Source organism: Pseudomonas sp. FSO-7 (genome assembly GCF_059579345.1).
The window spans coordinates 2,793,299-2,807,279 of the sequence record NZ_CM184193.1; the positions used below are offsets into that span (position 1 = coordinate 2,793,299).

Annotated in this window: 10 protein-coding genes; all 10 read right to left on the reverse strand. The window is 62.9% G+C overall.

Going from position 1 to position 13,981, the window contains the following annotated elements; translation table 11 throughout:
• Positions 1-13: 13 nt before the first annotated feature.
• Positions 14-1,372 (reverse strand): hypothetical protein, encoded by a 1,359-nt coding sequence (locus AC515T_RS12290; RefSeq protein WP_496532687.1) that lies wholly within the window; start codon positions 1,370-1,372, stop codon positions 14-16.
• Positions 1,369-4,947 (reverse strand): hypothetical protein, encoded by a 3,579-nt coding sequence (locus AC515T_RS12295; RefSeq protein WP_496532688.1) that lies wholly within the window; start codon positions 4,945-4,947, stop codon positions 1,369-1,371. The genes AC515T_RS12290 and AC515T_RS12295 overlap by 4 nt, the downstream gene beginning before the upstream one ends.
• Positions 4,948-4,949: 2 nt before the next feature.
• A complete protein-coding gene (locus AC515T_RS12300; protein WP_496532689.1) occupies positions 4,950-5,636 on the reverse strand; it encodes a hypothetical protein in 687 nt (228 codons plus the stop codon).
• Between the two features lie 353 nt (positions 5,637-5,989).
• The gene (locus tag AC515T_RS12305; RefSeq protein WP_496532690.1) at positions 5,990-6,325 is read right to left on the reverse strand and encodes a hypothetical protein; all 336 of its coding nucleotides are present in this window, start codon (positions 6,323-6,325) and stop codon (positions 5,990-5,992) included.
• Between the two features lie 327 nt (positions 6,326-6,652).
• Positions 6,653-7,408, reverse strand: coding sequence for an ABC transporter ATP-binding protein (locus AC515T_RS12310; RefSeq protein WP_496532691.1), 756 nt, complete (start codon positions 7,406-7,408; stop codon positions 6,653-6,655).
• Positions 7,402-8,463, reverse strand: a complete 1,062-nt coding sequence (locus AC515T_RS12315) for a FecCD family ABC transporter permease (protein ID WP_496532692.1) — start codon at positions 8,461-8,463, stop codon at positions 7,402-7,404. The genes AC515T_RS12310 and AC515T_RS12315 overlap by 7 nt, the downstream gene beginning before the upstream one ends.
• Positions 8,460-9,647, reverse strand: coding sequence for an ABC transporter substrate-binding protein (locus tag AC515T_RS12320; protein ID WP_496532693.1), 1,188 nt, complete (start codon positions 9,645-9,647; stop codon positions 8,460-8,462). Before AC515T_RS12320 ends, AC515T_RS12315 begins: the two co-directional genes overlap by 4 nt.
• A 64-nt stretch (positions 9,648-9,711) precedes the next feature.
• Positions 9,712-12,123 (reverse strand): TonB-dependent siderophore receptor, encoded by a 2,412-nt coding sequence (locus tag AC515T_RS12325; RefSeq protein ID WP_496532694.1) that lies wholly within the window; start codon positions 12,121-12,123, stop codon positions 9,712-9,714.
• 97 nt (positions 12,124-12,220) lie between these two features.
• Positions 12,221-13,198, reverse strand: a complete 978-nt coding sequence (locus tag AC515T_RS12330; RefSeq protein ID WP_496532695.1) for a FecR domain-containing protein — start codon at positions 13,196-13,198, stop codon at positions 12,221-12,223.
• Positions 13,199-13,714 (reverse strand): sigma-70 family RNA polymerase sigma factor, encoded by a 516-nt coding sequence (locus AC515T_RS12335; protein ID WP_496532696.1) that lies wholly within the window; start codon positions 13,712-13,714, stop codon positions 13,199-13,201.
• Positions 13,715-13,981: the final 267 nt, after the last annotated feature.

Genomic DNA, 13,981 nt, shown 5'->3' on the forward strand with positions numbered 1-13,981 from the left:
TCTTCTCCTTGATTCAGACCGTCACGAACAGGGCCAGGTGATCGCTGGTGGAGCGGATGTGCCCCATGTTTCTCCAACCGCGGAAACGTTGTCGGTCGCCCGCGACAAATGCCGGTGCCGGTGACGGCGGCCAGCCGAGCGGAGGGGCCTGGAAATCGCTGGCGATGGCCACCACGCCCATGGGCGCACCGCCAGGCGCGGGGTTGACCACATTCAATGGCATGCCGACCACGGTGTTGGCGATGGTGAAGTTCCCGGCAGCACCGCCGCGCACCAGGATGTTGTCGATCGAATACAGGTTGCTGCTGCTTGAAGAGCCGATGTAGCGGTAGCCCGGATAAGGCACGACCCCCACGTTGGTCGACCAGAAGATCGTCGAGTTCTTGCTCTTCAGGTGGGTGGCAAAATAGCCCATGTAGGCATCCAGGGCCGGAGGCGGGGCCGCGGCCGGTGGTTGCAGTTGCAGGGCATAGCCCAGGCCGGTGAGCGGGGCGTAGCGCAGTGGATCATTGCCGTTCTGGCTCAGCAGGTTGACATTGAAATCACCGGTGATGACCCGGGTTTCCAGCGCGCCCAGGGCGGCGCTGATGTCGCGTACGTTAGCCAGGCCGTTGAGGTAGGCATTGGCCGCCACATACTGCGGCGGCGAATGGATGGCGAACAGCGTGAGGTTACGCTGCACCACCACGGGCGGGCCGTCGACAGTTTCACAGAACGTCACCATGTAGGGCTGGCGCAGGCCGCCATAATTGATTGGTGCGCCGAGGTTGTCGACGAAATCGACCCGCGCCGCGCACTGGCTCTCAATCGGGGTGCCGGGGTTCAGGGCGGTAGGGGGAATGGCGCGACCGGCGACGGTAAAACAGGTATTGGTCTGCAGCAGCGGGTAGTTGCCGGCGGCGGGCGCGGGCAATACGGTCGGGTTGAAACTGATGCCATTGCCCGCCGGTGACCAGGCGTTGGGGCCGGTGAACAGGCGTCTGCCGGCCGCCACGCCACCGCCCGCCGGGATCACCGGTTTGTAGAACACCGCGACGCCCTCGGCTCGCCCGGCCTGGCCAACCACCAACGGCGGTACCAGGTTCCAGGCAAGGCCGGTCAGGTTGCGAATGCGCAATAGCAGTTCGACACAACCTTGCCAGCCGCCGGTGGGGGAAATCAGCGAGCCTGGACCGTTGCTCGGGCCGCTGGCGGTCTCCACCACCACGAAGATGTCCGGGTTGAAGGCGGTGATGTGGGCGAGGATCAACGCCAGTCGATCGGCAGCGTTCAGGTCGGGAATGAGCGCCCCGGTGCGGTCCCGTTTGGTGGTCAGGGGACGAATCTTGTTATAGCCGAAGCTCTCGATGTTCCAGTACAGGACGCGAGTCATGAGGCGATCTCCGATGGCCCGGTCAGTGCCGGATGCGTGGACGTGTCCGACGCCAGGGCCAGCAGGCGCTCGGTTTCGCTGTCCGGATCTTTGACGTAGGCGGCATACCAGCCCAGGCTGCCGGAGGACTGAGGGTCGCCAAACAGGAAAAACTGCAGGGTCGCTCCCGGTGGCAACTTGGCGATGCCGAGAATCTTGATGCCGATGTCGGTCAGTTGCAGGTTGAAGAATTTCGCTTCGGGATCGGGCTGCCCGGGGAGGGTCTGGTAGAGCAGTTTGATCGGTCCGGTGGAGACCTTGATGATCCCCTGCAGGGAGAACACGCTGGCGGACGGCGCGGCGCCCGGCAGGCTTAAGCCAACAAAGAGCATGGGGTTGGCGTCGGTGCTTTTGCTGCCGGGCGACCAGGCGACCAGCAGGTCGGACTCGAAACCGGTGCCCGAGACCAGGGCGCCGGGCGATCCCATGGTGACCTTGTAGACAATGCCCGACCAGGCTCCGGACAGGGCCTTGAGCGCCAGGTTCTCCGGCAGGACCGGAAGAAAACCGTAGTCCGCTGGTTTCTTCTGTTCCGGCGCTTGGATGAACTGCTTGAGTTGCAGGGTAAAGCCCTTGTACAGGCTTTTTCCGCGAACCTGGCTGGTGACCGGATCGAATCCCAGGTTGTCGGGGTTGAAGTTGAAGCCCACCGCATTTGGTGTGGCGCTGGGAAAGCTCATGCCGATTTGCAGGTTGGTATAAGCCAGGCCCTGATTGCTCGGGCTGCCGTCCTCGCTACCAAAGGACAACAGGTCGAATGGCCCGGCGGAGGTCTTGAGCAGGGCGAAATCCAGCTTGCCCCACAGCAGGAAACGACTGGCGGTGGTAACGCCGCCGTCCGGGCTGCCCAGGGTGTTGAACTGGATGCGGTTGACCGATGCGGCGGGTAGCACGTTGCTGTCCAGGTTGAACAGGTAGCTCTGGCTTTGCTCGAACACATAGGTGGTGGTGTCGTTTTGTTGCAGAGCGCTGCCGTCGAGCACCATGGCATTCACGGCGCTGGGTTTGTCGGCGCGCAACGTGGCCTGGATCGGCGAACCGAACAGGCGGTCCAGGCTCAATTGGATACGGCTGTTGAAGGTCACCAGCCTGGACTGGCGAAACAATGTCTGTAGCTGGAGAACGCTGAAGGCATAACCTTCGGCCGTGGCCAGGGCGATTGGCATGTCGGCATCCGCGCCGTTGGCCTGGGCCTGTTCATAAGCCGGGTTCTGGTAGTCGATCAGTCCGAACAGGTTGGAAATGCCCTGGATATCCAAGGTGTCGTCCTGATGACTGATGCGACTGACGCTGGCACCGAAGTGGTGGGCGAGAAAGCGGCCGTAATCGATGCCGGCGGCGATCCCGGCCAGTTGCTCGGGGAGACTGGCCAAGGGCAGGTCGGCGTTGAGCACCATGAAGCCGTTCCAGTCGGGATCGTTGACCTGGGCGACGAAGTCCGCATAGAGGCTGTCGGATGTGGCGGCGGCGGCCTTGAGCTCGGCGGCGCCGATGAAGTCTTGCAGCCATTGAGACAAGCCGGTGTAGGCCAGGGTTTCCAGGCCTGGCACCAGGTCTGCGGTTTTCGAGAACGTCTCGGGCATGGTCCAGCGGTTGGGGTTGTCGATGCGTTCCTTCAGGCTGCCGCTGCAATACTTCATGATCAGTACGTTGCGATAGCTGGTGGTTTGCACGCCGACACCGATATTGGCGATGAAGCGCCAGTCGGCGATCTCCAGTTGGTTGCTGAATGTCGCGCCCTGGTCGACAAACGGGTGCGAGTTGACGCCGACGAGGAACAATTGATTGGTTTGCAGGGCCTCGTGCAACTCGTTGGTGGGCTGCTCGAAGGCAAAATCCAGCAAACGCTCGGCAGATTTCGAGCGTGCCAACAGTACCTTGCGGTAGCCGACACCGTCCGGATCCAGGTCCACCAGCAAGCCTTGCGGTGTCGTCGCCCGAGCAGGTTTTTCTGTCGTGGCGGTCAGGGCCCGTTGCAGTCGTTTGAGCCGTGCGGCCTGCTTGCCCGGCAAGGTGGCGGCGCTGATCAGGCTCTTGCGCGAGGCGGCGAGGATTTCGCTTTCGAATTGGGTCAAGTTGACGCTCGTGGTACTGGTCATGCCGGCATAAGGCACCAGGGGGAAGGCGAAGCCGGGGTCCTGTGGGAGCGGTGTACGGGGAGCGGTCGGCGTCAGCAGCACAGTGTCGCCATCGGTCGCGGCCTGGCCATAAAGCGGGCTACCGTCGGGCTGAGCGCTGTAGGCCGGGGTAGAGGCACCGGCAATCAGGTTGCTCCAGGAGGTCCGGTAGTCGTCGGTCAGCAGGGCCGTGACCGCGCCACTGGTGGGCGAGACCAGGCTGCTGGTCTGGAACGGAAAGACCGGTGCATGCGCCGATTGCGCGGCGAGCAGGCGCATGCGGTCATTGTCGGTGGGGCTGGCCGCGGGATTGTAGTTGGTGAAGCTCAGCCACTCCGTACCGAAGATGCCACACAACAGATTTTGCCCGGCGGTGCCGGCGGGCACGGTCGGCAGGCTCAAGCCATAGTCGCCGCTCAGGGTCAGGCTGTAGCTGGCACCGTCGTCGCAGAACACCAGGCTGGCCGCGTGAGGCAGGGGCCACCCGTTGGCGTCGAGGCCATTGAGCGGGACCAGACTGATAGGGTTGCCGGCGGTGCTGCGCCATTGACTGGGCAGCGAGGTGCTGCCGGCAGCGAAGGTCAGGCCGGTGCGGATCAGCCCGGCGGCCAGTTGTGGCGCACTGATGTTTTGGTTCAGCGGGTCCAGCGGGTCGAGAACACCGCCCATGTTCAGCTTGGCCGGCATGCCGACCGGGTTGAAGACCGGGTAATTGAGCACGTTGTTACCGTTCCCGGTATTGACCACATAGGCGAAGCCGGTCTGGAAATACCGCAGCGCAGGCGCCGAACTGTAGGTCAAGGCATAGGCCAGGCTTCCGGCCTGGCTACCGTCCAGCGGTACATAGGCCAACGGCTGCTGCGCAGGCGTCAGTTGCAGACCGCTGTCGGCCTGCAGTTTGTCGTTGAAGCCCATGCTGATACCGATGTTGCCAGACTTCAGGCGCAGCGCATTGAAGTCCGCGTCGTATTTGACGAAGGTGCCGAAGTTGAGGAAGAAAGTCAGGCGATCGCCGAGTTGCACGTTGAGGTTGTTCTGCACCTGGCAAGGTGTCTCCAGGCTGATGCGCAACCCATAGTCGTTGAAACGCTTGGGCGCTGGCAGGCTGCTTGCAGGCAACCAGAGCAGCGCCCGACCGACGAAGTTTCGCTGTTCGACGGCAAACAGGAAGTCGTACAGCGCGGCGACGAACCCCGAGGGATCGCTGCGCAGGCTGACCGGCTCGCTGGGGGCGAACAGGTAATGGCCGGCATTCTTGTCGAACGCATCGGCAGGGCTCAGGCTGGCCGGCAAGCTGGCCGGCGGGGTGCCTTTGGGCATGACGTAGCCGCGCCAGCCATAGCCACTGTCATCGGGCTGGGCATAGGCCGCGCTGTTGGCGATTTGTTGATAGTCGGATGGGGCGGCGCGGCTGGTCATGTCTATCCCCTGCAATTGTCGGCACGGCCACGAATCCACGACCAGTCGGCGATGCTGCCGGCATAGTGGTTGGGCGGGTTATGGCCGGATTGGAAAGTGCCATCGAGGCTGAGTTGTCCTCGCTGTTCCTGGGTGGCGGGGCGAAACGACAAGGCCCCGCCCTGGATACTCACCGGCCCGACGCTGGATTTGCGCAGGGTCACGGGGGTGGCGGTGGCCATGACGGTGTAGCGGTCGATCAGGTTCGTGGCGTAGTAGAAACTCACTTGGGCCGTCAACGCGTTGCTGCTGTCGGGTTTATAGGGGTCGAGCAGTTCCACGGTCACTTGCAGGTCCGGCAGCAAGGGTTGGTGGTAGCGGGCAATCACGCTGGTGGTCGGGCTCTGCCAGCGGATCAGGTCGCCGCGGTAGGCTTGTGCGCGGTCCTTGCTGTCGTCGTGTGTGCCCTCGATATTGAAGTCGGCGAGCACGTGCGACGTGTTCGGCGGGGCGCAGAAAAAAGCCCCCAGGCTGCCCCGTACCCGTTGGCCATCGCTGGCCAGATCAAAGGTGGCAGTGGGTGTTTCGGCTGTCATGCTCAACCCGGTCAGGCCTGCGCTGCCCATGGACAGTTCGGCGTTCACCCGTGCCTCGCGGCTATCGACGATCAGCACGAACACCACTGGACCGACCTGGCGGCTGACGTTCATGCCGGGCAGCAGTATCGGCCCGGGCAGGCAGGGTGCCGGGATCGCCGCAGAGGTGGAAGAAGAGGGCGCAAGGTCGGCGCAACCCGATATCGAGGATGCACGCTCGGCGTTGGAAAAGGTGTGCCTGTACCCGTCAGGCGAAGCCGTTGGCGCAGGTCTGCCGGTAGCGAGTACCCACAGTATTGTTGCCAGGATCGCGCCCAGTGTTACCCAGAAAACCCGGGTATAAAGCATCCGATGCTTTGTCACGCGAGGGTACCGTCCATGTCCCGTACTGCGTTAAATGAAGCCGGCGTATGGCGTCCGCGTCCGCCGGCTTCAAGGATGGGTTCTGGTTACAGAGCCCGTGTGGATCAGGAAAGGCTGAATGTACCGATGTTGGTGCCGTTGAAAGACGTCTCGGAACCGCTGTCGACGATGCTGCCCGTGAACAGGATGCTGAACGCCGAACCGACGTTTTGCAGCGTCACCTTGGCGCCAGCCCGCAGGATTACCGGCCCGGCAGAGGCGTCGGCGGAGAGTGTTTGCGTTGAGGCGGTGTTGTTGACCTGGGTAGCCCACAGCAGGTTGTTCTGGTAGCTGAACGTGATCTTGGTGGTCTCGTTGGGATCACCGTTGTAAGTGGTCACGGAGTTGCAGTTGATGGTCAGGGGCGTGGTGACGGTATTTACCGAAGTGAAGGCGTTCATTTTGAATATCCTTTTCGTGTGGTGGTCATGATTCAGGGAGCTGAATCGAGTGAGAGTCTAGGCGCGCTTCTTCGCCTGTAAAGGAAGGCCTTGAACGTGATGAGGCGCATTTTTCGGCCAGTTTTTGCGATCGAAGCGGGGCTTTTTTTTAGTCCAACTTACTGTAATTTAATGATTTTTTTATCTTTAGAAAAATGAGGCGCAATGCCTCTAATAGCGATTTGTTAGCATTCTTAGGTCGAAATATTCATTCGTTTAGGCCTTGGGCAGGCCTGTACGAAAAGTCATGCTGCGGCAGCGGCTGTGCACGGCGAATGCAGACTGCGCTCAAACGATATCGTCGATCAGGATGTGGCGCTCGCCGCGGCTGCACTGCTCGATCCGCGCCTGCACCTTGTAGACCTTGCGCAGCATCGACTCGGTAATCACCTCGGCGCTCGGGCCGCTGCCCTGGGCGGTGCCGTCGGCGATGACCAGTACCTGGTCGGCAAAGCGCAGCGCCTGGTTCAGGTCATGGATGGCGATGAACACAATGACCTGGCGTTTGCGCGCCAGGGCCTGCATGAAATTCAGCACTTGGACTTGCCGATGCATGTCCAGGGCGCTGGTCGGTTCATCCATCAGCAAGATTTCCGGTTCGCGCACCAGGGTCTGGGCGATCGACACCAGTTGCTGCTGTCCGCCGCTGAGCTCGCCGAGGTTACGGAACGACAACTCAGTGATGCCCAGTGCGGCGAGAATCTCGTCCACCAGCTTCAACTCATCATCATGGACGACCCAGCCCGGCGTGAGCTGCTTGCGCGCCAGCAGCACCGACTCGTACACCGTCAACCGGGCGCTGGCGTTCAAACCCTGGGGCATGTAGCTGATGCCCTGCGGTCCTTTTTTCGAACCCTCCAAAATCACCTGCCCAGGGCCGTCGATCAACCCGGCCATGCGCTTGAACAAGGTGGATTTGCCCGCCGCGTTGGGGCCGACCACCGCCACCACCTGGCCGCCGACAAACGCTGCGGTGGTCACGCCGTGAATGACCGTGCGCTGCCCGTAGCGGGCCCCGAGATTCTCCAGCCGGATCGTTACCATGAGTTTTTCTTCCCGCCGAGAATCAAGGATATGAAGAAGGGCACGCCGATCAGCGACGTCACCACGCCGATGGGGAAAATGGCCCCGGGAATCAGGGTTTTGCTGATCACCGAACTGGCGGACAGAATCAGTGCGCCGGTCAGCAGGGACGCCGGCAGGAAGAACCGCTGGTCTTCACCGATCAGCATCCGTGCGATGTGCGGGCCGACCAGGCCGATGAAGCCGATCGTGCCGACAAACGCCACCGGGAACGAGGCGAGCAGGCTGACCATGATCAGTGTCTGAAAGCGCAGGCTGCGCACGTTGATGCCGAAACTCGCGGCCTTGTCGTCCCCCATGCGCAGCGCGGTCAAGGCCCAGGCGCGTCGGGCGAAAATCGGCAGGGTGACCAGGATCACCAGGCAGATCACCCCGAGCTTGGGCCAGGTGGCTTTGGTCAGGCTGCCCATCGTCCAGAACACCACGGCGGCCACGGCTTGTTCGGTGGCAAAGAATTGCACCAGCGCCAACAGCGCGTTGAAGGTGAACACCAAGGCGATGCCGAGCAGCACGATGGTCTCGGCGGTGACACCGCGACGCAGGCTCAGGAAGTGGATCAGCAATGCCGACAGCATGGCCATGATGAATGCATTCACCGGCACCATGTACTGTGCCGCCAGCGGGAACAAGGCCACGCCAAACGCCAGCCCCATGGCCGCGCCGAAACTGGCGGCGGCGGAAATGCCCAGGGTGAACGGGCTCGCCAGCGGGTTGTTGAGGATCGTCTGCATCTGCGCGCCGGCCAGCGACAACGCGGCGCCCACCGCAACGGCCATCAGCGCTACGGGCAGGCGGATGTCCCACATCACCACGCGGACCTGAGGCGATGCGCTGTCTGGCGAAAACAGCGCGCCGAGCACTTCGTCGAGGCTGTAGCGTGCCGGTCCGAGGGCCAGGTCAAGCAGGACGCTGCAGATCAGCAACAGCGCGAGCCCTCCGAGAATAAGCCGCTTGCGCAGCACCAGGCGCCGGTAGGTGTCACGTTGCATCACCAGGCTTTCGTTCAGCGAAGTCATGGCTTGTCCTCGGTCTGGCGCAGGCTGACGGCGTAGCCCGGCTCATAAGGCACCGGCAGGAACTGCTCATGCAATTGACGGAACGAGGCATCCGGGTCCAGGTCGGCGAATAACGTCGGGTGAAACCACTTGGCCAATTGCTGGATGGCCACGAACTGATAGGGGCTGTTGTAGAACTGGTGCCAAATAGCGTGGAACGCCTGATCCTCCTGGGCCTTGATGCCGGCGTAGGCTGGCCGCTGGGTGTACCACGCCAGTTTTTTCCTGGCTTGGGCCATGTCCGCCCCCGGCCCGACGCCGACCCAATGGCCACCGGGCGCAAAGGCTTCCCAGTTGGCACTGGTGACCACCACCTGCGCCGGATTCGCGACCACCACTTGTTCGGCATTCAACTGGCCGAACGTGGTGGGGATGATGCCTTTGGCGATGTTATCGCCGCCGGCCATTTCCACGAACAGGCCGAAATTCTCGTTGCCGAAACTCAGGCAGCAATCATCGGTGTAACCGCCGATGCGCTCGATGAAGACCTTTGGCCGGGCAGGGTGGCGCGCTTCAATGACGTCGGTGACGCGGCGAATCTGTTGGTTGCGAAAATCGATGAAGGCTTCGGCACGGGCTTGCTTGCCGAACAACTGGCCGAACAGGCGCATGGTCGGCTCGGTGTTCTGCATCGGGTTGTTGCGAAAGTCGACGTAGACCACCGGGATGCCCAACGCGTCGAGCTTCTCGATGTAGCGCGCGTCCTCGGTGGCGTGTTGGGCTTCGATATTGAGGATGATCACATCGGGACGTTGGGAGATCGCCTGTTCGATGTCAAAGGTGCCGTCCTCGAATCCGCCGAAGGTGGGGATCTTGGCGATGCCGGGAAATTTGCGCAGGTAGGCACCGTAGGTGTCCGGGTCGGACTGGATCAGGTCCTTGCGCCAACCGACGATGCGCTCGATGGGGTTTTGCGTGTCCAGCGCTGCCACCAGGTACAACTGGCGGCCTTCGCCGAGGATCACCCGCCGGACCGGGAGGTGGACCTTGACCTGGCGTCCGAGCAGGTCGGTCACGCTGCCCAGGGCCGGGTCCGCCTCGGCGGCCAGGGCGTTGCGGGGCGTCAGCGAAAGAAACGACACACCGAGCAGCCCGGCGAACAGCAGGGCGGCGAGGGTGTGAGGGCGGCGAAAAACGGTAACCATGGTTCATGCCTTTACAAAAGCCGGACCGGACAACGGCGCAAGTCGCCGCCCCGGCCCGCAGGTTTCAGAAATCAACGGTGGCGGATAACAACAGCGTGCGCGGTGCGCCTTGGGAAAACGCGCCATAGGACGCGACTCCCGACCAATAGGCGCGGTCAAAGACGTTCTGCACCGTGGCGCGAAAGGTCGTCGGCCGCTCGGCGATGCGCGTGGCATAGCGGGCACCGACATCGAAGCGGGTCCAGGCATCCAGTTCCTGGGTGTTGGCCTGGTCGACGTACTGGCTGGCGGTGTAGATCGCGCCACTGGTCAGCGTCAGCCCGTCGATGCCCGGGGTATCCCACTCGGCCCAGAGGTTGGCCTGGACCTTGGGGACGCCCACCGGTGTGTTGCCACGGTTGGCGGCCACGCGGGTGCGGGTCAGTTCCCCATCGAGCAGCGTCACGCCACCGAGCAGGCGCGTGCCTTGGGCAATCTCGCCGGACAGGTTCAGTTCCACGCCACGGTTGCGTTGCTGGGCCTGCACCGAAAACACCCCGGACGACAATTCACCGCTGGGTTTCTTGATCTGGAACAACGCCAGCGTGGCCATGAAACGGTCGTAGTCGACCTTGACCCCGATCTCCTGCTGGCGGGAGATGTAGGGGGAGAAAACCTCTTCGGCGTTGGTGGCGGCGGAGGGCGCGATGTCGCCCTTGCTCAGGCCTTCGATGTAGTTGTAGTACAGCGCGACATGCTCCCAAGGCTTGGCGACGATACCGAACAGTGGCGTGATTTTGCTTTTGTCGTAGGACGGGGTGGCCACGGTGGTGTTGTAGTTGTCCGACTGGATGTTTTGCCGGCGCAACCCGAGGGTGACTTGCAGGCGCTCATCGAGCACCGACAAGGTGTCGGCCAGGGCGACGCCCGACAGTTCGCTCGCGGAGACTTTCGGCGTATGGGGTTCGGCGAGGTTGGGCCTGGGTTGGTCGACCGGGTGATCGATGTTCGAGAGGATGGCGGGGCCGGAAATGATGCCCCGGGACAACTCGTCGCGATAACGGCTGACTTGCAGCACCGCGCGGTGGCTGACCGGCCCGGTGTCGAAATCCAGGCGCGCGCCGGCGTCGACCGTGTAGCGCTGGACTTTGAATTTGTAATAACCGGGAACCGATGACGTGTCGCCGGCCGCGTTGATGATGGTCGGGGTCTGGTCGGACATGCGCTCGACCTCGGATTTTCCGCCGCCGGCGTGGGCAAACAGGGTCAACTGGTCGCTGAGGTCGTACTCGCCACTCAGCAACGCCGATTTGTCCTGGGCTCGGGAGCGTCCCCAGTCCTGGCTGACGCTGGTGCGGCCGTTGGCGGCGGAGGGGATTTGCACGCCGGGGGCGACCATGAAAGGGCGTGAAGCGGCGTCGAACTTTTCATCCTGGCTGATCAGGTCCAGGGTCATGCGCAGGCGATCCCCCTGGTAATCCAGGGACATGGCGCCGGTACCGACGTCTCGGGACTGCTTGTCGATGGCCGTGTCACCCTGCTGCAGACTGCCGTTGAGCCTGATCCCGAACCGGCGCTCCTCACCAAAGCGTCGACTGACGTCGAGGTGACCGCCCAGTTGCGAGTCGCTGGCGTAGCGGCTGGTGAACCGTGTCAGGTCCTCGTCGAGGGCGCGCTTGGGGACTACGTTGATCACACCGCCCACGGCGCTGTTGGGCGACATGCCATACAGCAGGGCGGCGGGACCCTTGATCAGTTCGATGCGCTCGGCGTAATCGGTGAACACCCGATAATTGGACGCCACGCCATACACACCGTCGAACGCCAATTCACCGAGATTGCCTTCCCCCAGCGGAAAACCGCGGATGAAGAACGAGTCGACGATGCCGCCCGCCTGGCCAGTGGAGCGCACCGAAGCGTCGCGCTCCAGCAAGTCGCCCACGGTGACCGCTTGTTGATCCTTGATCATCGTCGAGGTGTAGCTGCTGATGCTGAACGGCGCATCCATCACATCGGCGTTGCCCAGCAGGCCGAGGCGGGCACCGCGGGCGACCTGGCCGCTGGAGTCGGTGGGTGGCAGGCCGGTGCTGCGTCTGCCAGCGGTATCGACGTTGATCTCCGGCAAGGACACCTGGCGCAGTACCAGCGTGTAGCTGCCATCGTCGCGGGCCACCATCTCCACGCCGCTGTCGGCCAGCAGGCGTGTGAGCGCTTGCGCTGCCGGATAAGTGCCGGAGAGTCCCGGGCTGACCAGGCCTTCGGTGATCGAGGGCTGGAACGACAAGGCAATGCCGGCGGTCACCGCAAAACTCGACAGGGCAGGGCCGAGCGGCCCGGGTGCGATGTCATAGGCCCGGGGGGCGATGGTTTCCAGTTGTGCGGGCACGGCGGCGAAGGCGAACGAACCGGTGACCGTGCCCAACGCAAGGCTCAACAGCACACTGCGCATGACGAGCTTGGACGGACGATCCGGACGCAGGGGCCGTGCAACGAGCATGGATGGATGACCCTATGGACGAGGTAAATGGTTATTCCTTTCTTTGCCAGTTGAGATCAAAAAAAGTATCACCGGGGCAGCAAATAATTTTGTCGGGTCAGGCAGGGGAGAGCGTCACCCAGTAACCGCTCAAATGGCCAGTGACCAGGACCGGGTAGGTTTGCACCAGCATGTTGAGCGTGCGCTGGGTATCGCTGATGGGAAAGGCGCCGGAAACCCGCAGCTCGGCAATGGCCGGGTCGCACCGCACGAAGCCCCGGCGATAGCGCGCCAGTTCGGCGACGAAATCCGCCAGGCGCATCTTGTCGGCCATCAGCATGCCTTGGGTCCAGGCGCCGACGTTGCGATCTGTCGGGGCCAACGGGCCGAAGGCCTGGGACGAGAAGTCGGTGCGCTGTCCGGCGTTGACGATGAGCGGCGCGACCTGGCGAGCCTCGGCCAATTCAATCCGCACGGCGCCTTCGAGTACCGCCACCTGGGTGCGCGATGGCACTTGGCGCACGGTGAACCGCGTACCCAGGGCCTGCATCCGACCCTCGCGGGTGCCGACCAGGAACGGTCGGGCCTGGGGGGAAGCATCCGGCGCGGTCTGCACCAGGATTTCCCCTTCGCGCACACGGATGAGCCGCTGCTGGGTGTCGAACAGCACGTCGATGGCCGTGCCGGTATTGAGGGTGAGGTGTGAGCCATCGGCCAGGGTCAACTCGCGACGCTCGCCAATGGCGGTGCGGTAGTCGGCGGACCATTGCTGCGTTTGCGCCAGTTTCCAGCTGCCCCAACCAACAGGCACCGCTGCCAGCAGCAACGCCAGTTTGCCAAGGGCCGCGCGCCGTTCGGGGCTGCTCGGGCGATCCAGTGCCGACATTGCCAAGGCTCGTGGCAAGCCGCCGAGCTTGCTTTGCAGCAATTGCGCACGAGACCAGGCCCGGCCGCGCTCGGGGCTGCTGGCTCTCCAGCACTCCCATTCGGCGCGCTCGGTGTCGCTGAGGTCGCTTTCGCCCAGGCGCATCAGCCACTCGGCGGCTTCTTCGAGGACCTTGGGGTCGAGCGGCGGCTCACGGCGACGAGTGAGCATTCATTCCACCAGCATCAAGCACTGCACGAATGCCTGCTTCATGTAGCGCTTGACCGTGATCAGCGAGACGTTCAGCTGTTGGGCGATGTCGTCGTATTTCAGGCCGCCGATCTGCGACAGCAGGAATGCCCGTTTGACCGGCGCCGGGAGGGTGTCGAGCATGGCGTCGATTTCGTGCAGGGTTTCCAGCACCAGGAAACGCAATTCAGGGGACGGCACTTCCTGGGCCGGCAAATGCGCGAGCGCCTCCAGGTAGGCCCGTTCCAGGGCCTTGCGCTGATACCAGTTGATGAGAATGCCCTTGGCCACGCAGCTCAGGTAGGCCCGGGGCTGGTCAATGGTCGTGACTTGGGAGGCGAGAATGCGCGTGAAGGTGTCTTGCGCCAGGTCCGCCGCATCCATGGCGTTACCCAGCTTCTTCTTCAGCGTGTTGTACAGCCAGCCGTGATGGCCGGCGTACAGGGCTTCGATCACGCGCAGATGATGGTCGTTGTTCGCGGGCTGGATTTCGCTCATGGCTGCAGTTTTTTGCAATTGAGAAGTATTCCCAATGCTAAAGGACAACTTGCCCGCGACGCAAGCGGCATCGACTGGGAGCGAGCTTGCTCGCGATAGCGGTGGGTCAGGCTGCATTGAGGTTGAATGTGCCGCCGTCATCGCGAGCAAGCTCGACTCCCACAAAGATCTGCGGTGAACACCGATTCCATGAACGCCCGAGATCAGTGTGGGAGCCGAGCTTGCTCGCGATAGCGGTATGTCAGCTTGCAAGGAGGCTGGCTGTAC